The organism is Helicobacter sp. L8, assembly GCF_003660355.1.
In the GTDB taxonomy this organism is placed as follows: Bacteria; Campylobacterota; Campylobacteria; order Campylobacterales; family Helicobacteraceae; genus Helicobacter; species Helicobacter labacensis.
In genome coordinates, this window is the sequence record NZ_QXQR01000002.1 from 69,603 (window position 1) to 89,101 (window position 19,499).

A 19,499-nucleotide genomic window follows, 5' to 3' on the forward strand; every position below is an offset into this window, starting at 1 on the left:
CATTTATGGATTTAACCTCTGTGCTTGGTGTGATCTTTGCTATTGTCGCGATCAGCGTGGGCGATATTTTAGAGGGGGGTAACCCGGTGCATGTAGTGCATTTGAGTTCTCTCATCATCATCATCCCCACGACTCTGTGCGCGGCGATGGTGGGGACCCATGCCCACCATGTCAAAGCGGCTTATAAAGAGATCAAGATTGTGTTTCTCAACCCCAAGATCAACTTGCAAGAAACCATCAAAAGCATTGTAGAATTATCCACAATGGCGCGTAAAGATGGGGTGTTGTCCCTAGAATCTAAAGTCGCCCAAATTGAAGACGATTTTGCGCGCAATGGGTTTTCCATGATTGTGGATGGTAAGGACATTAAATCCGTGCAAGAGAGTCTAGAAGTGGCGATTGAGGAGTTAGAGGAGTATTACCATGGGGCAGCCCACTATTGGATCACAGCTGGGGAGAGCGCGCCCACCTTTGGGCTTGTGGGAGCGGTTTTGGGCTTGATGTTAGCCTTGCAGAAGTTAGACAACCCCCAAGAGATGGCCCTGGGGATCGCAGGGGCTTTTACAGCCACAGTAACAGGGATCATGTGCTCTTATGCGCTCTTTGGTCCTTTTGGCAACAAGCTTAAAAACAAGTCTAAGGATATTCTCAAGGAAAAGATCGTGATTTTAGAAGGCGTGATTGGGATTGCCAATGGGGACAACCCTAGGGATTTGGAGATGAAGTTACTCAACTACATCGCCCCGGGTGAGCCCAAAAAATCCATGTTTGAATAATGGCAAAGAAAAAAGGCAAAAAGGTAGAATGCCCGGCTGGGGAACGCTGGGCAGTGCCTTACGCGGACTTTCTCTCCCTCTTACTCGCCCTTTTTATCGCCCTCTATGCGATCTCGGTAGTCAATAAGGCTAAAGTCAAGGCGCTCAAAAAAGAATTTATTAAAATCTTTGACTACGCTCCCGTCCCCGATGCGGTGCAGCCTGTCATCCCCATCCCCCCCGCTCCCGGGGATTTGCAAAACGATGTAACCCAAGAGCGCAGTGCTAGCGAACAACTTGTGCGCTCACAAGCCACGATCACAAAAGTAGGAGAGGGGAGTGTGCTAGAGCAAACCGATCAGGGGGCGATTCTCAAACTCCCCTCCAGCTTGATTTTTACCAATCCCTATAGCGACACTATCAACGCTAGTATGCGCGAATACATTGTGCGAATCGCTAGCATCATCCGCGCCCTGCCCGCCCAAGTGCAAATTAATGTGCGTGGCTATACCGATAACACCCCTATCCCCCCTAGAGTGCGCTTTAAAGATCATTATGAATTAGCCGCTAGCCGCGCTTCTAAGGTAATGCGCGCTTTGATTGAAGATGGGATCAACCCCCAAAAACTCTCTTTTACCTCCTATGGCAAAAACAATCCCATCGCCCCCAATGATAGCGTGGAGAATCGCATGCGCAATAACCGCGTGGAAATCTTTTTCTCCACCGCCCCCCAAAATATTGAAAAACTCCACTCCATTTTGGATAGAGGTCTTGAGGGAGAATAGTCGTGTTTAGATTCTTATTAGTGGGCTTGCTGGTGTTGGGCGCGCAAGCCCTGCCTACGGGCGAAGAACTCTTGCAAAAAAAACCCCCTCCCCTCCCCCTAAGCGCTACTCTCTACACCCAAGAGCTCCCCTATTTGACTTGGACGCGTGCTTATGGAGCTAAACGCTTTAAGCGGGTGCTAGAGATTGAAGCCCTAGTAGAGAGGGTGCGTATCAACCACATTAGTCTGAATGCAGACCGGTGCGCGCTCTTGCCCATTTTACCTAGCTACACCCTCTTATTGCATGAGAAAATGCGCTACGAAGTCTTTTGTGATGACCCCTTGCGTGTGGAGATCAAAAGCGATTTTGGGACACAGGTATTGCACCCTATAGAAAAGTGGCTGCCCTAAGGCTTGGCTTGGCGTCTGCCATGGCAATTAGTGCTCATCCCCAAGGTGTCAAAATGCTCCAAATAGGCGATCAAAAACTTGCGCGACAAGTTTACATGGGTTTTTAAAAGCGCGATGTCTAAATACCCATGTTGCTTTAAGAGGGTTTGCATCAACAAAACAGCGCGCTCTAAAACTTGCTTATCCACAAAGACATTATGGCACAAACGCACGACCTTTTGGGCGTAGCAGAGGGCTTTGAGCGCGTCATCACCAGCTTGACGATCCACATCTAGGGCATCGTAGAGATTGTAGGGAGCTTGGGGAGCAAAGCCCCCATTTTGGATACAACTGTAAAGTTGGGCTTTCAAATTATCTTGGAGTTGCTCTAATTTAACCCCTTGGCGCATCCACAACCCACGGGCGTGGCTTAAGAAGTGCTGTTGTTCTAAGGCAAGGAAGGCTAAAGTGGCTAGGTGCGCGCTGACATGGCTGTGCTTGGCACAAACCCCCTTGACACTCAATAAGGCGTGCGGATTGCGCGCGTAAGTGGCTTTGAGGGATCGCACTAGGCTAGATAGCGCGCTAGTGGGGTAAATCACCATCTCTTGGGTATCCACAATGGTGTTGGGGACTTGTTTGGCGATTTCTAGGGCTAGGGCATGGCTAAGAGCAAAGCGTTGCACGCTACAAAAGAGCCCAAAGCCCTTTTGGTGCGCTTGGCTTAAAAGCGCGAAGGCTTGGGAGAAGTCTTGGGCTTCTAGGGCACAGAGTAAAGCGTGCTTGAGGTGTTTTTTGAGTGGATCGGCAATGGGGTTTAAGATCAAAGCCCCACCCCACACACGCCCCTGACAACTCAAGATCGCGCGCTCCCCATAGCATGCAAAGAGCTTTTGATCCACAATAAGGGTAACAAAGGGGGGGGTTAATAAGAGAACTTTGGCTTGGGCGCGCAGAGTGCCTAATTGCACACCCACAATTTGGTTGTGCTTGAGCGGAGGGGCATCTGGGGGGGTTAACAGTTTGGCATCCAAAATGTGGAAGGCGCGCAACACCCCCTTATGGCTCAAGAGCATGCCCGTTTTGAGCTCTTGGGCTTTGATCCCGCCCAAGTGCAAGGCTACGCGCTCGTGTATGCCCGCCTGCGCCACTTCTTGGCCATGCTGGTGCAGGGTTTTCACCCGCACTCCCTTTTGCAAAGGCAACACGATGAGATGATCGCCCACTTTCACCGGCGCGCCCAATAAAGTCCCACTCACCACCACCCCCCTACCCTGCACTACAAACACGCGATCGATATAGAGTCTAAATAGGTCTTTCAGAGCGTTTTGGGGGGTTTTTTTGCTAAAGGGGTGCTGGAGTAAAAAGCGTTTCAGGGCTTCTATACTAGAGGGGTCGTAAATACTACACTTGAAAAGCGCAACACAGCGTACTTGGTGGCGTTGCAGGGTGTGCCAAATCTCTTGTTCTAAGCTCTGGGTGTGTGCGCATTTATCCACTTTAGTGAGCACCACCAAGCAAGGGATTTGCAAAAGAGAACAGATGAGGACATGCTCTAAAGTCTGTGCCTTGATCCCCTCGTTAGCATCTATGACAAGCAAAGCCATGTCTAAAGCAAAACTCCCAGAGATCATCGTGTTAAGCAAACTGTGGTGTCCGGGCACATCCACAAAACCTAGAGTGCGCTGGGGGCTTTGCACGCTACAAAAGCTCAAATCAATCGTCATGCCCTTTTGTTTCTCCTGCGCGCTGGTGTCCCCATCAAACCCACTCAACGCCTTGATAAGCGCGCTTTTGCCATGGTCAACATGCCCACAAGTGCCCAGTAAAATATACTCTGGCTTGGTTGGGGGGGGCAATGGGCTAGATGTCATAGCGCTTCCTTTTATTGTCCTAAAGGATTTATACCATAACCCTTGAGCGCAAAGACTAAGAGGACACTTATAGAAACGCGTTACACATAGATTAGATAGTATAGTGGTATACATGGATTCAATAGTCCTATAAAGTGTATTAAGATTTATTTTATTATTATTATTGTAAAATATTGATTCTATTTTAAATGAATTATGAACTTGAGGTGTGCTATGAGAGGTTTAGAGGCATTAAAGGTTTTGCCATATGGCGTGGTGCTGTGGGGAGCGATGCTAGCAGGAGGGCAGGCGGCTAGCTTTGCCTACGATCTCAAATTCGTCAGTTTTACCTACAATTTGGCCGGCAAAGAGAATCCCTACTGGAATAGCCTAGTGAACATGAAGAATCGAATCATGCCCGAAATTGGGATTCAGTTTGATAAAAACCAATCTTTAATGTTTGGGGGCTGGTTTATCCAAAACCTGCACACGCACTACAGCTATTTTCCCTACTCTTGGGGGGTTACGATGTATTATAATGGGGCGTGGAAGGATTTTAGAGCCTATGTGGGCATCATCCCTAGAACTTACTCCATTTCTTCTTACCCGCTTGCTGCCTTTAAGAAACTCTTTTGGTTTAAAGACCCTACTGCTAGAGGGGCGATGTTGCAATACAAACCCGCCTACAATCCTAATCGCGCTTGGAATGGCTGGGCGGAGTTCATCATAGACTGGTATGGGGGGCGCAACTGGAACAATGGTCCGGCTAAGAAGAATTACAATATGAATCAAATGCTCTACTTTGGTTCTACCGAATGGTCTTTTTTAAAGGGGTATTTGGGCTTTGGGGGCAGGATTGTAGCCTTCCACAACACCAGCCCCTATAGCATGGGCGATAAATACCCCTTTGGGGGCAATTCCTACATGAATGCGCACGATGATACCCCCTTGTGGCCCAATGGTTACCCCTATTTTAGCGGGGAACCTCAGGGGGGTGTGCCGGGCAAATATGCTAACCCCACAGTGCTCGATCGCATCTACTACTATGGTTATATCAAAACCGATCTCAAACGCCTCATGCCCTACATGGATAAAATCTCTTTTGCCTTTGGCACGATGTCCGAACAAGAGCATTATTGTGTGCGCTCTGGGGTGAAGTGTGGACCTAGCCAGTGGTATAATAGCTTTGGGGGGCAATTTGACTTTGTAGTCCAATACAAGGGCTTTGGTTTCTATGAGAAGTATTATTTTTCAGACAAGCCCCAAATGAAATTTTATGCTACCTATGGGCGCGCGCTCTACACCGGGTTGCCTTGGTACCACGCCCCTAATTTCCAACGCCTCGCGCTCTACTATGTCTATAAGAACAAATTTATGAGCTTGCGCGCGGACGCGTTCTTTAACTTCATGGGTGGGGGCGATGGGCATAGCTTGAATGGCACGGGGGGCAAATGGTACACCACTTTCCAGCAATTTGTAACCCTCTCGATTGACACCAGAGAGTTAGTGGATTTTGTGCGTAGCCACCGCCACTAGGCGCGCGCTAAGAAAGTTTGCAGGCGTTCTAGAGCTTGATCGCCTAACACAAATAAGGCTTGTTTGAGATCGATCCCTCCCTTCTTGCCCAAGAGCGCTACACGCAAGGCGGGCATGAATGCCCCGGGTTTGAGCGCGTGCGACTCTAAAAAGGCGTGCAAGAGGGTTTGGGTATTTTCTAAATTATCTAAAGATGTCTCTTTTAAAGCGCGCATAAAGTCTTCTAGCAGGGCTTTGGCTTGTGGATTTTTAATAGAATCATAGCTAGCAGGGGGGCTTAACACCTCATGCATGCCCACACTTAGACTTTTGAGAGTCGTGCAACGCTCTTTGAGCGCGCTCAATAGCATATCCTTTTGGGGCGCGTTAAGATGATCAAAGGCGGGGGGTAGATCAAAATCTCTTAAAAGTATCTCTAATTGGGCGTTAGAGGTGGCTTTGAGATAGTGGGTATTGAGCCAGTCTAATTTGTGGGGGCTAAAACAGCTAGGCGCGCTATTTAAATCTTTGGCATCAAAGAGCTTTAGCAATTCTGCTAGAGTGAAAATCTCTTGATCGCCATAACTCCAACCCAAGCGCGCTAAGAAATTCAGCAAAGCCTCTTTAAGATAGCCCAAAGCCTTGTAATCCATCACCCCCATCGCCCCATCGCGCTTACTCAATTTGCGCCCCTGCTCGTTTAAAATCATGGGGACATGGTAAAAATTGGGCAATTTAAACCCTAAGGCTTGGTAGATAAGGATTTGTTTAGGCGTGTTGCTCAAGTGATCGTCTCCGCGAATAATATCGCTGATTCCCATCAATGCGTCATCAATGCTCACTACAAAATTATAAGTGGGCGTGCCATCTGCGCGCGCGATGATAAAGTCGTCTAATTCTCTAGCCTGCACCACCACCACGCCTTTTACCCCATCTGTAAAGGCGATTTCTCCTTGCAAAGGGGCTTTCAGGCGCACCACAGGGCTAACCCCTCGTGGGGGCGTGCCTGTAAAATCCCTATAACGGCGATCATAGCGGGGAGTTTGTCCCTGTGCTCTTTGACTCTCCCTTAACGCCTCTAACTCCTCCTTGCTCATGTAACAGTAATACGCCTTGCTTGCCTCTAAGAGTTGTTGGATATAGTTTTGATACAACTTTAAGCGTTGGGATTGATAAAGAATCTCCCCATCAAAATCTAGCCCCACCCATTCAAAGGCTTGTAAAATCGCCTCTGTAGCTTCTTGACTATTGCGCGCTAAATCCGTGTCCTCAATGCGCAGATAAAATTTTCCTCCCGATCCTCTAGCGTAGAGATAATTAAACAGAGCCGTCCTCAAACCCCCAATGTGCAAATGCCCGGTGGGAGAGGGGGCAAAACGCGTTACAACCATGCATATCCTTTAAGCCTAAAAGTCCTAAAATGCACATTTTAATATAAGCTGACTTAAAAGGGTGTGTATGCTTTGTGTCTTAGATATTGAGACCGTGCCAGATATTGAACGCATTAGCCATGAATTGGACCCTGAGTGGACACTCAGTCCTTTAGAGCTTTGCGCTAAAGCCTTTGAAATGCAAAAAGCCAAGAGTGGCACTGAGTTCTTACCCCTGCATTGGCACAAGGTGATCTCTATTGCCAGTGTGCTAGCTGATGCGCAGAGTCATTTTATTAAGGTGGGTAATTTCGGCAGACAAGCCGGGCATGAGGATGAAAAATATCTTGTAAGCGACTTTTTGGAATTTTTCAACCATAGAGAACCCATGTTAGTGAGTTTTAATGGGCGTAATTTTGACTTGCCCGTGTTGATGCTCAAAGCCCTCGCCTACAATTTAGACGCGCGCGCTTTTTACGCGCAAAAAGACAAGTGGAATCATTACCGTTCCCGTTACAGCGAGTCTTTCCATGTGGATCTCCTAGATAGCCTCTCACAATTTAGCACGCAAACACGGCTGAGTTTAGATGGGGTGTGCGCTATGGCGGGTTTACCGGGTAAATTTGGCTTGAGTGGGAGCAGAGTGCATGAAATCTACTACAATCAGGAGGGCGATCGCTTGGAGCGCATCGATAACTACTGTCAGGGCGATGTGCTCAACACCTATTGGCTCTATCTTAAATACATACTCACGAAGGGAGAACTGCCCAAAGAACATTATTTGAATATTTTAGTGGGCTTTAAAGCAAAGCTCCCCCAAGATAAACCCTATAGCGCGCTTTTCACCCAAGCCCTAGATCGTGAAATCCAAACTGAGATGTCCCATTGAGTTGGAGCGCTAGCAAAGATCAAAGTCTACTATACAGCGGTTGTGTTACGCGCGCTCACGCTATGCGCTCAGGTGTGACTCCTAATATACTCTAAAATCTCTTTGTAGAGGGCGGGGGCTTCCAGGTGGGTGATGTCTTTGAATTGGGTTTTGTTGAAAGTGTTTTGGCGTTTGGCTAATTGCTGGGTATGGATGGTGATAGCTTGCTGGAGTTGCTTGGCGTTGTATTGCCCGTTTAAATAAGCCAAGCACTCTTTAGGACCTATGGCTTTAAAGGGTTGGTGGGTGTTGCCGTATTTATGGGCTAAACCCTGCACTTCGGCGATGAGTCCTTGATCTAGCATGCGCTTGGTGCGCGTGGCAATCCTAGTGTGCAAAATATCCTTGGGCAAGCACAACGCGTAAAGTTTAATGGGGAGTTTAAAGGGGATTTTAGGGTGGGCTTTAAAATAAAGACTAGGGGGGGTGTTGGTGGCTAGAAAAATTTCTAAGGCTCTTTGGACGCGGTAGGTGTCCTTAGGGTGGATTTGTTGCGCATAAAGGGGGTCAAGGCTCTGAAGGGTTTCATAAGGCTTGGGGAAGTTAGCCACTTGGGCGCGCACACTTGGGCTAATAGGAGGCTGGGGGCTTAAACCCTCCAAGATCGCCTTGAGATAAAAGCCACTCCCTCCCACCAAGAGTAACACCGGTGCTCGACTCTGGGCTAGGGCTCTTTGCAGTTCTTGTAAAAAGAGGGGGGCATGGCAGGCTTGCCAAATCTCTAGCACATTGATGGCGTAGTGCTTGACTCGGGCTAAGTCTTGGGGGCTGGGCTTGGCTGAAGCGATGTTGAAATCCTTGTAGACGCTTAGTGAATCTAAACAGAGAACCTCCGCGCCTAGTTCACAGGCAAGCTCTAAAGCCAGCGCGCTTTTTCCACTCGCGCTCGCGCCCAAAATGGCGATGAGAAGAGGCATTAGGGGTTTTTATAAGTGCGTAAAAAGCCTTCCAAATCGAAACGCACGCGGATTTCTTGGGTGAATAAATGCACCATCATGTCCCCCAAGTCTATGACGATCCACTCTTCATTATGCGCATCAATAGCATAAAATTGTTCACCCAAAGGCTTGAGAGTGGTTTTAAGATGATCCAAAAGAGCTAGAGCGTGCTTGCCCGCTAGCGCTGTGGCGATGACGACCTTTTGGGTAACATAGTCTTGGCTACTCAAATCAAAAACCACGATGTCTAGGGCTTTTTTATCTTCTAGCAATTCTACGATACGGGCGATTCTAGGATCGGGCATGGGCTTCCTTAAAACTCTCTACCACCCCCATTTGCAGAGTGGGGGGAAGGTGGGGGGGGATTTGGTGTTGGGCTAATAGTGATCTAATTTGGCTAGAGGAAATACGGTGGGTGATCTGGGGCAAGGGCATGTAGATACAAGGGTGGGGGGGGGTTGGGCTATAACCCTGTCTTTGCACTACCACAAATTCCACCAGCGCGCGCATAAGGGCGTAGCCCTCCCATTGGGGCAAATGCACCATATTGTCTGCGCCCACAATGAAGTAAAACTTGCTAGGTTTTAGACTATGGTAGAAATGCAACACGCTCTCTACACTAGGCACGGGGCGCTTGGCAAGGATTTCAAAATCGCTCACCTGCACTCTAGCTAGCCCCTTTAAAAGACTTTGCATCCACGCATAGCGCTGGGACGCGCTAAAACAGGGCGCGCCCTTGAAAGGGTTTTGGTAAGCCACTAGGACAATGAGGGCATCGATGGGTAGGCTCTCTAGGGCTTGGTAGATCACGGCTAAATGGGCGATGTGGGGGGGATCAAAACTTCCCCCATATAGGGCGACTCTAGGTGTTTTGTCCAAAACTAGAAGCCTTGGTGAGTTTGGAGAATTTCACGCCCTTGAGCCCCCCGATCTCTAGGTGTAAGTGCATGATCTCAGAGGGTTTGCCCTTCAAAATGATGGTTTCTAGGCAGTTGTTGGGGTTGAGGTGCACATGGGTGGTGCACATGATACTAATGTGGCTTTCATGTTGGATGTCGATGATCTTTTGGTTGAGTTCGCGTTGGTGGTGATCGTAGATAATCACCAGCACCGCCACGGTCAGCCCATCTTTGGTATGTTCTAAATTCTCTTCATTGGACCAATTGTCCTCCACTAATTTCTCGCGGATCATATCGCGCACCAACTCCGATCGAGAAGAATAGCCATTTTTGATGATGCGGTTGTCTAATTCGTCTAGCAAATTCTGTTGCAATGACACAGAAAACCTGATGATCGAATCGTCCTTATGCTCCATGATTACCCCTATGATGGAAAAATTTCGCGATTCTAACCAAATTTGGCTTATTACACAATTTGGGCTAGTGTTCTGTGGCGGTGGAAAGCTAGAGCGTAGCGGTGCGCCTCATCGCGCAAGCGTTGCACGCATTGTAAACAGGGATCGTTGGCTTTTAAGCGCAAGGTGCGATCCACAGTGTAAAGCACATCGGGCACATCGCCCATGGATCGCCGTGTTCTCCCCGCGCTTTTGGCTTTAGCGATCCCTAGCACGCTAATGGACACCTGTGCGCGCGCTAAAATCTCTTGGGCTAGGCGCACTTGGGCTCTGCCCCCATCTAGTAGCCACAGATCCGCAGGGCGATTAAGCCGTTTGGCGCGCCTTTGTAAGAGTTCTTGCATCTGGGCGTATTCGTCCTTAGCGCTAAGAATATAGCGTCGATACGCGCTTTTAAGCCACTTACCCCCCTCAAAGACCACCATCGCACCCACGCAATGGCTTTGGGCGTGGTGGCTCACATCAAAGATTTCAACGCGCTCTAAAGGCGCATCCAAACCTAAGAGAGTTTGCAAGGCGCGCATGGGGGTGGAGTCTTGCAAGCGCTCCAAGAGTTCTTGGATTTTGGCTAGGCGATCGCGATAGAGTGCTGCCTCTTCAAAGCGTTCCTGTTGGGCTAAAACGCGCATACGCTCTTTGAGCAATGCGCCCAATAAGGGCAAATTTTCTAAAAGATTTAGGGCTTCTTGCACCAGACGCGCGTAATCTTGAGGGCTGATTTTGTGTTCGCAGGGGGCTTTGCAGCGTTGGAGTTGGTAAAAAACACAGGCGCGTTTGGCGCGCGCACAAGAGAGGCTTTGGGCTAGAGGGATTCTCTCTAGTACACTTTCTAAAATCTCTTTAGCCCCACAGCTAAAGGGTCCAAAACAGCGTAGGTGTTCTTTGGGCTGGCGTTGCAGGTGCAAGATCGGGTAGGGCAAAGCCATGTCCAAACAGATATAGGGGTAAGTTTTTGCGTCCTTGAGTAAGATATTGTAGCGGGGTTGGTGTTGCTTGATCAAGCGATCCTCTAAAAGCAAGGCTTCGTGTTCGCTAGAAGTTATTTGCCATTCAATGGAAGCGATCTTGGTAACCATATCGCGCACGCGCGCGCTGTTCTTGGGGTTGGGGGTGGCGCGCCCTGCCTGCATGCGAAAATAACTCAGAACGCGCTTTTTGAGATTCTTTGCCTTGCCGATGTAGAGGATTTGGCTTGCGCGATCCAAATAGAGGTAAACCCCGCAACTCTCAGGCAAATTTTCAAGAATTTGCATGGGCTTGGATACACGCACGGATACGCTCAAAGATAGCTTTGAGCTGGGGGTCTTGAGCATGGTTGTCAAAAGTCCCTTTGGCGCACTCTAGATAGTAGAGTTTGGGGGGCTTAGGCTTAAATCTAGCTCTAGCTGTTGGGGAAACATAGGCTCTAATGGTGAGCTGGGGCGGGATTTCTAAGCCCAAATGTTTCACCTCTCTTAGCAGAGTTTGGCTAAATTCTTGCGCATGTTTGCAAAAATAGGTGTGCGCGCTAGGGTGGCTAAAAACAAGCAAGAGTTTAGAGTTTTTGATTATAATGCTGGACAGAGATTCTCGAATGCTGAGAGGTAAAAAGCGCTTTAATTGGTGGAGCTTGAGGCGCATTTCCAAGGGTTTTAATGAGGGATTGTTTTGCAAAACAGATTTAAGCACATCGCAAGAGTGTTTCATATTGGCATTTTAGCATGTTTGTGTGCGGGTTGTGGTTACAAAGCCGCACCCTTTTACAAAGCCAAACCCTCTCCCTACCCCAAAGCCCAAATGCCTAACTCTAACCACATGATCCAAGAAAACACCCCTTAAAAGGATTTGTATGTTTGCGCCCTATCCCTTTGAACGCTTGAGCGCGCTATTACAGGGCATTAACCCCCCCTTTGCTAGCATCGATCTTAGCATTGGCGAACCCCAATTTCCCACCCCCCTTGCTACCCAAAACGCCCTCAAGGAGCACACTTCCACCTTGCGTTTTTACCCTAGAAGTGGGGGAGAGGCTTTTTTAAAACAAGCCCAAATAGACTTTGTCTCCAAGCGTTTTGGGGTGCGCTTAACTCCCGCGCAGATTCTACCCACCCTAGGTTCTAAAGAAGCCCTCTTTAGTTTTCCTATTTTCTACCTACATGGCAAAGCCCAGCCTAGCATCGCCCTACCCGATCCCCTCTATCAAGTCTATTTAGGTAGCGCGCAGGTGGCTAAAGCCCAGATTCTCTTCATGCCCCTAAATCCTGCTAACCACTTCACACCCCAATTAGACCCCAAATCTCGCCCCCATCTAGTGATCTTAAACTCCCCTAATAATCCCACAGGGCGCGCCTTGAGTTTAGAGGAATTGACAAATTGGGTGAAAAGAGCGCTGGATCACAATTTCATGCTTGTCAATGATGAGTGTTACAGCAATATTTACAGCGCCACCCCCCCCCCCTCTATCTTGCAAGCTTGTTTACAAGCGGGCAACCAGAATTTTAAAAATGTGCTTGCCATCAATTCTTTGTCTAAAACCTTGAGCGCGCCCGGGCTTAGGAGCGGTTACATCGCTGGGGATTCTCAAGTCTTGCAGGCTTACCAAGTTTTTAGGAGTTATAGCGGGTGTGCGATCCCCCTGCCCTTACAACATGCCAGCGCGGTAGGGTGGCTAGATTTCAAAGCCCAAGAGGCGATTCGCCAGCTCTACGCCACGAATTTAGCACTAGCTCAAGAGATTCTAGATGTGCATGTCGCGCCCACGAGCTTTTATGTGTGGTGGGAGGTGCACAAAGGACAGGAGTTTGCGCGTTATCTCTACACCCACACCGGGATTAAAGTCTTACCCGGGGATTTTTTAAGCCCTTTGAATAGCCCCCACACCCAGCATTTTGTGCGCGTGGCTTTAGTCTATGAGGCTATGCAGGACATCCTAAAAACGCTCAAAGCCACCCACCAAACTTATCTAAAGAGTGTGGCATGCTAGATCGTCCCATCCACACCTATAAGATTCACTTCATTGGCATTGGGGGGATTGGCATTTCAGGACTAGCCAAATACCTTAAAGCCCAAGGCGCGCAGGTGAGCGGTTCAGATATTGTGGAAAGCTCCATTACGCGTTATCTACAAGAGCTAGGCATTCCTATCACCATCCCCCATGATCCCAGCGCGCTTAGCGATCAAGAAGTGGTGATCCACTCTGCGATCATCAAGGTGGACAATGTAGAAATTGTCGCGGCGATGGAGAAAAATTGCGTGATTCTCTCACGCAAGCGGGCGTTAGAATACATTCTAGAGGATAAGCGGGTGTTTAGCGTGTGTGGGGCGCATGGCAAGAGTAGCACCAGCGCGATGCTCAGCGCGTTATTGCCCCACTTTGGGGCGATCATCGGGGCGACCAGCAAGGATTTTGGCTCGAATGTGCGCGAAAGCAATAGCCCTAGCCTTGTCTTTGAAGCCGATGAATCCGATCAAAGTTTCTTGCATTCCAATCCCTATTGTTCCATTGTTACCAACGCTGAGGTGGAGCATTTAGAGGGCTATGACTACAATTTAGATGCCTTTTATCAAGCCTATAGAGATTTTTTAACAATGGGGCAAAAACGCGTTATCAACACCCAAGATCCCTTCTTACAGGGTTTAGAGATAGAGGCACAGCGTTTAGACCCGCAAAAAGACATCAGCCAAGTATCTTACTTTTTAAGGGGGGAAGAACCCTACACGCGTTTTAAATTGAGAGATTACGGCTTTTTTGAAGTTTGGGGGCTGGGTGCGCACACGGCTAGCAATGCCGCGCTAGCGATCTTGGCTGCTTTGGACGAATTGCCCCTAGAAACCTTGCGGGCTAATTTAGCCCAATTCAAGGGCATTAAAAAACGCTTTGATATTTTGCAAAAAGACGCGTTGGTTGTGATTGACGATTATGCCCACCACCCCACAGAGATTTGCGCCACCTTGCAAGCCCTGCAAACCTACGCCCAGTTAAAGGGCATGTCTTCTAGCACCATCATTTGGCAACCCCATAAGTATTCCAGATTATTGGACAATTTGCAAGCTTTCCAGCGTTGTTTTGAGCACCCCATTATCCAAGAACTCTATATTTTGCCCGTTTATAAAGCGGGTGAACCCCATCAAGACATTGACATGCACACGCTTTTTGAGCATCTACAACCCACCTTTATCGATCGCGTGTGGCGCACGCCACAAGGTTTAGAGCTCTTCGTGCAAGAGGTCAAGATTCGCACCTTGCAACGCGGGTTGGTGGTAGGCTTTGGCGCGGGGGACATCACCACCCAGCTAAGAGGGGAGGTTTAATGGGCGCGTGGATCGTCTTAATTTTAGTGCTGATCTTGCTGTGGATTCTCTTAAAGGACTTTGGCTTATGGCGCTTGCAACAAAAGCTTGTCAGCGCGGGGGTGTTATTGCTCTTGGGAGGGTTAGTGGGTTTTTACACCTACAAACAAGATCGCGCCAACCAAGCCCAAGTGGATTTACAGCGCGCGTTTTTGCGCGGAGAAACCCTAGTATGCCAAAACCATATCAGCGTGGATAATAAAAACTTCAATTTAGTGACCGGCACCTTGAGCTTTTTGGGCAAACCTAATGGTCCCATGAAAGACACTTTAATAGACTTACAATCCTGCCAGAAACAAACCCCTTGAGTGCCCTAATTGCCCAATTAGATTTAACACGCTTTATTGCGCATTTTAGCACCTTCCTAGCCCGCCCTAAAGACTTTGCTCTCAGCCGCACACCCCCTAATATTTGGGAGCATTTGCAAGAATTAGAACACCTAGATTGCACTCCCCCCCCAGCACTCACCTGCCTTAAAGACGCGCTCAAGGCTTTCAAAAAAGGAGGGTTGTGGCGTTTAGATACCCTATTTGCCTTTGTGCAGATCACGCGCTATTTTGCCTACCTCAAAGCCCTAGCTAACCCCAAGCAACACCCGCACTTACACGCCTACCTAGAGAATATCCACTTCCCCCAAACCCTGCTAGAATTAAGCACACACATGCAAGATACCCCTGCGCTTAAAAGCGGGTTTTACCCCGATTTAGATACACTCTTAGAGAGTCTAGCGCGCTTACAAGCCCAACAAAGAAAACTTTTTAACCAGATTTTGAGCAAGTCAAATCTACAGCCCTATCTTGTAGATCGGCAGGTGCATTTTGTCAATGGCATAGAAAGCTTATTGGTTAAGCCCGGTTTTAGTGTGGCACTCAAGGGGCAGGTGATTTTGCGATCCCACATGGGGTATTTTTACATTGAACCCCTAGAAGCGCGCGATTTGAGTCGTAAAATCCAAGAGGTGCAAAACCAGATCGAGGAAAATCTAGCGCGCATTTGTGCGCATTGGAGCGGACTGTTGCGCCCCCATTTTTTATTCTTGCGCTTTATCAACCACGAGTTTGACTATTTGGATCACTTGATCGCACGGGTGCAATTTGCCAAAAGTGCTAATTTGAGTTTTATCAAGCCCAATGACAGGGGGGATTTTGCCTTAAGCCACTTTGCACACCCCAATCTCAACAACCCCAAGCCCATTTCTTTGCGCTTTGATCGATCTCTCTTGCTGGTTACCGGGGTCAATACGGGGGGTAAAACGATGTTGCTCAAATCCATTTTAAGCGCGGTGTTTCTAGCCAAACATTTTTTGCCCCTTAAAATCCATGCTTCTACCTCAGCCATCCCCTACATTGAAAATATCCAAGCCATTATCAACGATCCCCAAAATAGCCAAAATGACATCTCTACCTTTGCTGGGCGCATGCTAGACTTCCAGCGCGCCCTAAGCACGCCTAACCTCTTGCTAGGCGTGGATGAGATCGAGCTAGGCACGGATGCCTCAGAGGCGAGTTGTCTTTACAAGGTGCTATTAGAAAAATTAATGGCACAGGGGGCTAAGATCGTGGTTACCACCCACCACAAGCATTTAGCCTTGCTCTTAGCCAAAAACCACGCCGTGCAGTTGCTAGCTGCCCACTTTGACCCCCAAGCCCAACTCCCCACCTACACCTTTAGCCCCGGTCTCATTGGTAAGAGCTACGCCTTTGAAAGCGCGTTGCGCTATGGTTTATCCCCAGAACTCATTAATCAAGCCCGCGCGCTGTATGGAGCAGAGCAGGAGAATTTAAACGCCTTGATTGAGCGCACCAGCGCGCTAGAACAAGAACTAAGAGTCCAACGCATCCAGCTTGAAGAGGCTAAAAAAACCCATGACAGACAAATCCAAGAGCAACTAGAACAAATTAAAGCCCAAACTCAAGCCCAGCAAGCCAAACAAAACGCGCTAGAGAAAAGCTACCAGCAAGCCCTAAGAGGCTTGCAGGACGCGCTTAAAGAATTTGAGCGCACCCAAAATAAAAGCCATGCCCACCAGCAAATCCAAGCGATCAAAACAGCTTTGATCGCGCCTTGTAAATCCCCCTCCCCCTCCACCCCCCCAGCGCTCACTCAGGGGGCATGCGTGCGCTATAAAAACCAGCTAGGCACGATCATTAGCCTCAATAAAGACACTTGTTTAGTGGCTCTAGACAATGGCTTAAAAATCAAAATTAATGCCCAAGAACTCACCTTAGCCACCCCCCCCAAAAGCCCCCCCCAAGTCAAGCTAGAGCGCAAGCCCACAGCGCAAGCCTCCATGCGCTTAGATGTGCGCGCCCTAGAGGTGTTAGAAGCCTTGCAGCAAGCCCAAGACTTCTTAGCCAACGCGCTTTTAGCCGGCTTTGAAGAGGTCTTAATTGTGCATGGCAAGGGCAAGGGGATTTTACGCCAAGCCCTAAGAGAGTGGCTTAAAAAACACCCCAAGGTGATCGCCTTTGAGGACGCGCCTTATAACTTGGGTGGCTCAGGCGCGCAGATCGTAAAACTTTAGAGGATTGTGTTAGAATGCCACACAAAGGAGTTGCGATGTTGATCTCATTCCCCCCCCCCCCTCAAAGAAAAGATTAATCTAACCCCCCTCTTAGCGCGCGTATGCGCTTTTATTTCACAGAAAGAAATTTAAAATGCCTTGGCCATGGATTATTGGCGGTCTTGCCGTTGGAGCAGTGTGGATTTACAAAGAATATTTTGATAAGGACGATCCCCCCAAAGACCCACCGCCTCCACCGCCAAGAAAAAGCTCTACCTGCTCTATGGTTTGAGTGGTGCGGGTAAAACAGAGTTGCGCCATGTCTTAATTGATCATAGTTTTAAGGGCAGTGATCATAAGGCGACTACCAACCTTGAATTATACAAAGGGAGAAATTTTGGGCTGTTAGATTGCACGGGGAGTAGCCATAGCCTCAATAAGATTTTGTCAAAACAAAGAGCGCAGACTATGAAGAACGCGTCCTTGTCTATGTGTTTAGCGCGGTGGCATATCTCAAAGAACCAAAGACTGCCACAGACATCAAGACCCACATTGGAGTCTACACAAAAATGGCAGGCGATTTAGGCACACAAAAGGTTTTGCCCTCGGCACGCATAGCCTCAGCGATCAATACGGCTATGTGCCTAGCTCCAGCGATCACAAGCGCATTATCCAAGACTTGCAAGCTTTAGCCCTTGTGCGTGTCTTTGAACTCAAGGATAGCCCTATGCAGAGATTGAAAGATTTTTAGAGATTTCATGAGTGTCTATGCCTATATGCAAGATACAGAGCAAAAACTCGTAGTGGTGCAAGATGGCAAAATATTGGAGGGAGAGGATCAAACACGAGCTCTAGAGTTCATCAACCAAACCCTCTTGACGCTCTCAAGACCAAACTTGAAAAAGAGGCTGTTTATGGTGTGGGGGGCAGGGGTTTGGCGTATTTAAAACACCCTAAGTTAGATCGCATCGGGCGGGTGTGTTACGCCATTTTTATCTACGATAACAAGGAAAACTTGGACGCGATCGCTCTAAGCGCGCAAGCATTGGACTTTGAGGGCGCAAAAATCCCTAGAAAGCTCAAATGGTTATCATGCCCGCTATACAAATGCTGGGCGTGCTTAAGAGACCTGCTAAACACATTAAACACATTGAAAAGGAAAGAACAAAAGTGAAAAAAGTGATTTTACTGGACAAAACTCAGGCGCAGGAATTTGAAGAGGCTAAAAAACTTTTCCCAAAAGAGATGCAAGCTTTGATTTGGCGAATTTCTTGGGCATGCTCTTTAGCAAAATGGGCAAAAAGAACTTTGGGTTTAAAGTGAGCAGGAGTCAAGAAGAATTTCAAGAGATGGCAGAGGAAACACGCTAGAAGGGCGGTTTGATGGCTATTGTGGCTGGGAGTAGCATGGAAGGAGAATCCCAAAACACAAAACAAACCAGAACACAGCAACAATCCACATTCACGCGTGAATCTGGTGATTTTGGGGACCAATGCACCCCTAAAGAATTGCAAGATTGGTTGGATCAAAGAGGGATCAGCCACCAAGCCCTAGAAAAAGTAGGCGTGGCTGAACTTGTGGACACCTTTTTGAGGAATGGGAAAGTTAAGGAAAACGCGTCTTTCAAGAACCATTGCCAAATGGAAAAGACTTTTGAGGAAGTCAGTCGTGAACAAATGGATTTTCACACCCAGATTGGTGTGAATCAGGGCTTGTCAAACTTTTTTGCCAAAGGGTTTTTGCATAGATTGGCGCAATTAAATTTAGGTGTGGACGCGAGTGGGTCAGGGGGTTCTAGCAACCAGCGCAAACGCTATGAAAAATACGCCCTATTTTACGCAGTTAAGTTTTAAACAAGGAGGAGTTATGCCAAAAAATGCCCTAGAGGGGGGCGCAAGAGGGGGTTAGATGTGGAATCTGTCTTATCCACAGCCGGGGCGATCCTCAAAGACGCGTTGCCACCCACAATCCGCAAACGCGTAGACATGCTATTAGCGACCAAACAGATCGCCCAAGATGTTTATGAGGAATTTTTAGAAATTTTCTAGTTTATCGGAAAGGCGATGGGGTGTGCGAACCAGCAATAGGCAGTGTGTTATGGCATGATCTTGCCGATGCGTTTTCGCACACGGGAGTCTATGTAGGTGGGGGGCAAATCGTGCATTTGACCGGTAAATTCAATGGGAGTCGCATTGAAAAATGCACTTCTCAAGGGTTTTCGGAAGGCAAGATCATTTTTGTCTCTTGTCGTGGCACAAGAACGGTTGGCGATCTTGACATAGGGGCATTGTCCTTAGTGGGGCAAGCTAGGGATTACCACTTGTTTAAGAATAATTACCACGGTTTTATTGCGGAGTGTTTGGGGCAGAACATGGAAGGCGTGATTTATGCGCGCAAACCCAGCCAAGAGATCGCCCAAACCCTAAAGATGGATTGTTGGCGGGTGTGGGCACAGTAACTTCGCATCCATTCTAATAGCACTTCTAAACCCCCTCCACTCCCTAAGTCTTGCCCATGTTGGTGATTTGGGCTAGTGGGCAAAACGCTCTAGCGCGTTGCGCGTCTAACAAAGTGCTTTCAACCGGCCGCGTGGGTTGCGCACCGCACAAGTTAGGCAACAAGAGATCAACCCGTCAAGAAACAAGCAAGGCATGAGTCAAAAATGACACACCAATGGCTATAAAGGCAGAATGAAGGGTTTTAAACACCCCAACATGTTTGTATAAAAGATTGCTAATTGCTTATAATCCAGCTATGGGGATCAAGACCTCCAGCAAAGATTTTTCAAAGGAGTAGCCCTC

At 48.2% G+C, this 19,499-nt stretch carries 23 protein-coding genes; 14 read left to right on the forward strand and 9 right to left on the reverse strand.

The window, feature by feature from the left end; translation table 11 throughout:
• Positions 1-5: 5 nt before the first annotated feature.
• From motA to EAO37_RS01500, 3 genes are read left to right on the forward strand one after another with little or no spacing between them, the layout of a single operon-like run.
• Positions 6-776: a flagellar motor stator protein MotA gene (motA, locus tag EAO37_RS01490; RefSeq protein ID WP_120944017.1), complete on the forward strand. Its 771-nt coding sequence runs from the start codon at positions 6-8 to the stop codon at positions 774-776.
• Positions 776-1,540, forward strand: a complete 765-nt coding sequence (gene motB / locus EAO37_RS01495; RefSeq protein WP_120944015.1) for a flagellar motor protein MotB — start codon at positions 776-778, stop codon at positions 1,538-1,540. Before motA ends, motB begins: the two co-directional genes overlap by 1 nt.
• 2 nt (positions 1,541-1,542) lie before the next feature.
• On the forward strand, positions 1,543-1,932 hold the full coding sequence (locus EAO37_RS01500) for a hypothetical protein (protein WP_240451682.1): 390 nt from the start codon (positions 1,543-1,545) through the stop codon (positions 1,930-1,932).
• Here the strand turns inward: EAO37_RS01500 and selB are convergent.
• Positions 1,929-3,785, reverse strand: a complete 1,857-nt coding sequence (gene selB / locus EAO37_RS01505) for a selenocysteine-specific translation elongation factor (protein WP_120951115.1) — start codon at positions 3,783-3,785, stop codon at positions 1,929-1,931. The two genes, EAO37_RS01500 and selB, sit on opposite strands and share 4 nt — an antisense overlap.
• A 270-nt stretch (positions 3,786-4,055) precedes the next feature.
• Here selB and EAO37_RS01510 point away from each other — a divergent pair, with 270 nt between their 5' ends.
• Positions 4,056-5,300, forward strand: a complete 1,245-nt coding sequence (locus EAO37_RS01510; RefSeq protein ID WP_120951280.1) for a hypothetical protein — start codon at positions 4,056-4,058, stop codon at positions 5,298-5,300.
• Here the strand turns inward: EAO37_RS01510 and gltX are convergent.
• The gene (gltX, locus tag EAO37_RS01515; protein WP_162982933.1) at positions 5,297-6,676 is read right to left on the reverse strand and encodes a glutamate--tRNA ligase; all 1,380 of its coding nucleotides are present in this window, start codon (positions 6,674-6,676) and stop codon (positions 5,297-5,299) included. The genes EAO37_RS01510 and gltX overlap by 4 nt on opposite strands.
• A gap of 61 nt (positions 6,677-6,737) precedes the next feature.
• On the opposite strand from gltX, the gene EAO37_RS01520 reads away from it, so the two are divergent.
• Positions 6,738-7,538, forward strand: a complete 801-nt coding sequence (locus EAO37_RS01520) for a 3'-5' exonuclease (protein ID WP_120944007.1) — start codon at positions 6,738-6,740, stop codon at positions 7,536-7,538.
• A gap of 68 nt (positions 7,539-7,606) precedes the next feature.
• Here the strand turns inward: EAO37_RS01520 and miaA are convergent, their stop codons facing one another.
• Genes miaA through EAO37_RS01550 form a run of 6 tightly spaced genes read right to left on the reverse strand, consistent with a single transcriptional unit; the run spans position 7,607 to position 11,489 of the window.
• Complete coding sequence (miaA, locus tag EAO37_RS01525) at positions 7,607-8,494, reverse strand: tRNA (adenosine(37)-N6)-dimethylallyltransferase MiaA (protein ID WP_120944004.1); 888 nt, start codon at positions 8,492-8,494, stop codon at positions 7,607-7,609.
• Positions 8,494-8,820 (reverse strand): ribosome silencing factor, encoded by a 327-nt coding sequence (gene rsfS / locus EAO37_RS01530; protein WP_120944003.1) that lies wholly within the window; start codon positions 8,818-8,820, stop codon positions 8,494-8,496. The genes miaA and rsfS overlap by 1 nt, the downstream gene beginning before the upstream one ends.
• Entirely contained in the window at positions 8,807-9,394 is a 588-nt protein-coding gene (gene nadD, locus EAO37_RS01535; protein WP_120944001.1) for a nicotinate (nicotinamide) nucleotide adenylyltransferase, read from the reverse strand. The genes rsfS and nadD overlap by 14 nt, the downstream gene beginning before the upstream one ends.
• Positions 9,378-9,830: a nickel-responsive transcriptional regulator NikR gene (nikR, locus tag EAO37_RS01540; protein WP_120943999.1), complete on the reverse strand. Its 453-nt coding sequence runs from the start codon at positions 9,828-9,830 to the stop codon at positions 9,378-9,380. The genes nadD and nikR overlap by 17 nt, the downstream gene beginning before the upstream one ends.
• Positions 9,831-9,880: 50 nt before the next feature.
• Positions 9,881-11,140: a GIY-YIG nuclease family protein gene (locus EAO37_RS01545; RefSeq protein WP_240451683.1), complete on the reverse strand. Its 1,260-nt coding sequence runs from the start codon at positions 11,138-11,140 to the stop codon at positions 9,881-9,883.
• The gene (locus tag EAO37_RS01550) at positions 11,109-11,489 is read right to left on the reverse strand and encodes a hypothetical protein (RefSeq protein WP_240451684.1); all 381 of its coding nucleotides are present in this window, start codon (positions 11,487-11,489) and stop codon (positions 11,109-11,111) included. The genes EAO37_RS01545 and EAO37_RS01550 overlap by 32 nt, the downstream gene beginning before the upstream one ends.
• 27 nt (positions 11,490-11,516) lie before the next feature.
• Between EAO37_RS01550 and EAO37_RS09160 the strand changes: the two genes are divergently transcribed.
• From EAO37_RS09160 to EAO37_RS01570, 5 genes are read left to right on the forward strand one after another with little or no spacing between them, the layout of a single operon-like run.
• Positions 11,517-11,687 (forward strand): hypothetical protein, encoded by a 171-nt coding sequence (locus EAO37_RS09160; RefSeq protein ID WP_162982923.1) that lies wholly within the window; start codon positions 11,517-11,519, stop codon positions 11,685-11,687.
• Positions 11,688-11,697: 10 nt separating this feature from the next.
• Positions 11,698-12,828, forward strand: coding sequence for a succinyldiaminopimelate transaminase (locus EAO37_RS01555; RefSeq protein ID WP_120951123.1), 1,131 nt, complete (start codon positions 11,698-11,700; stop codon positions 12,826-12,828).
• Positions 12,822-14,156: a UDP-N-acetylmuramate--L-alanine ligase gene (gene murC, locus EAO37_RS01560; protein WP_120951125.1), complete on the forward strand. Its 1,335-nt coding sequence runs from the start codon at positions 12,822-12,824 to the stop codon at positions 14,154-14,156. The genes EAO37_RS01555 and murC overlap by 7 nt, the downstream gene beginning before the upstream one ends.
• Positions 14,156-14,503: a hypothetical protein gene (locus EAO37_RS01565; protein ID WP_120943989.1), complete on the forward strand. Its 348-nt coding sequence runs from the start codon at positions 14,156-14,158 to the stop codon at positions 14,501-14,503. Before murC ends, EAO37_RS01565 begins: the two co-directional genes overlap by 1 nt.
• Entirely contained in the window at positions 14,500-16,719 is a 2,220-nt protein-coding gene (locus tag EAO37_RS01570; RefSeq protein WP_120951127.1) for a Smr/MutS family protein, read from the forward strand. Before EAO37_RS01565 ends, EAO37_RS01570 begins: the two co-directional genes overlap by 4 nt.
• Positions 16,720-17,257: 538 nt before the next feature.
• Here EAO37_RS01570 and EAO37_RS09790 read toward each other — a convergent pair.
• Positions 17,258-17,383 (reverse strand): hypothetical protein, encoded by a 126-nt coding sequence (locus EAO37_RS09790; protein WP_276206397.1) that lies wholly within the window; start codon positions 17,381-17,383, stop codon positions 17,258-17,260.
• A 407-nt stretch (positions 17,384-17,790) separates the two neighbouring features.
• On the opposite strand from EAO37_RS09790, the gene EAO37_RS09165 reads away from it, so the two are divergent.
• The 4 genes from EAO37_RS09165 to EAO37_RS01590 are packed head-to-tail and all read left to right on the forward strand — an operon-like array spanning position 17,791 to position 19,156.
• A complete protein-coding gene (locus EAO37_RS09165; protein ID WP_162982925.1) occupies positions 17,791-18,021 on the forward strand; it encodes a hypothetical protein in 231 nt (76 codons plus the stop codon).
• Between the two features lie 59 nt (positions 18,022-18,080).
• Entirely contained in the window at positions 18,081-18,551 is a 471-nt protein-coding gene (locus tag EAO37_RS01585) for a hypothetical protein (RefSeq protein ID WP_120951133.1), read from the forward strand.
• Positions 18,552-18,608: 57 nt separating this feature from the next.
• Complete coding sequence (locus EAO37_RS09500; protein WP_235852941.1) at positions 18,609-18,746, forward strand: hypothetical protein; 138 nt, start codon at positions 18,609-18,611, stop codon at positions 18,744-18,746.
• A gap of 20 nt (positions 18,747-18,766) precedes the next feature.
• Complete coding sequence (locus tag EAO37_RS01590; RefSeq protein WP_240451685.1) at positions 18,767-19,156, forward strand: lecithin retinol acyltransferase family protein; 390 nt, start codon at positions 18,767-18,769, stop codon at positions 19,154-19,156.
• The last annotated feature ends 343 nt before the right edge of the window (positions 19,157-19,499 follow it).

Excerpts from the sequence above, each read along its gene's own strand:
- motA (WP_120944017.1), top strand. The coding sequence starts at position 6 with ATGGATTTAACCTCTGTGCTTGGTGTGATCTTTGCTATTGTCGCGATC.
- motB (WP_120944015.1), top strand. The coding sequence starts at position 776 with ATGGCAAAGAAAAAAGGCAAAAAGGTAGAATGCCCGGCTGGGGAACGC.
- selB (WP_120951115.1), bottom strand. The coding sequence starts at position 3,785 with ATGACATCTAGCCCATTGCCCCCCCCAACCAAGCCAGAGTATATTTTA.
- EAO37_RS01510 (WP_120951280.1), top strand. The coding sequence starts at position 4,056 with ATGCTAGCAGGAGGGCAGGCGGCTAGCTTTGCCTACGATCTCAAATTC.
- EAO37_RS01520 (WP_120944007.1), top strand. The coding sequence starts at position 6,738 with ATGCTTTGTGTCTTAGATATTGAGACCGTGCCAGATATTGAACGCATT.
- miaA (WP_120944004.1), bottom strand. The coding sequence starts at position 8,494 with ATGCCTCTTCTCATCGCCATTTTGGGCGCGAGCGCGAGTGGAAAAAGC.
- rsfS (WP_120944003.1), bottom strand. The coding sequence starts at position 8,820 with ATGCCCGATCCTAGAATCGCCCGTATCGTAGAATTGCTAGAAGATAAA.
- nikR (WP_120943999.1), bottom strand. The coding sequence starts at position 9,830 with ATGGAGCATAAGGACGATTCGATCATCAGGTTTTCTGTGTCATTGCAA.
- EAO37_RS01550 (WP_240451684.1), bottom strand. The coding sequence starts at position 11,489 with ATGCGCCTCAAGCTCCACCAATTAAAGCGCTTTTTACCTCTCAGCATT.
- EAO37_RS01555 (WP_120951123.1), top strand. The coding sequence starts at position 11,698 with ATGTTTGCGCCCTATCCCTTTGAACGCTTGAGCGCGCTATTACAGGGC.
- murC (WP_120951125.1), top strand. The coding sequence starts at position 12,822 with ATGCTAGATCGTCCCATCCACACCTATAAGATTCACTTCATTGGCATT.
- EAO37_RS01565 (WP_120943989.1), top strand. The coding sequence starts at position 14,156 with ATGGGCGCGTGGATCGTCTTAATTTTAGTGCTGATCTTGCTGTGGATT.
- EAO37_RS09165 (WP_162982925.1), top strand. The coding sequence starts at position 17,791 with ATGCCCGCTATACAAATGCTGGGCGTGCTTAAGAGACCTGCTAAACAC.
- EAO37_RS01585 (WP_120951133.1), top strand. The coding sequence starts at position 18,081 with ATGGCTATTGTGGCTGGGAGTAGCATGGAAGGAGAATCCCAAAACACA.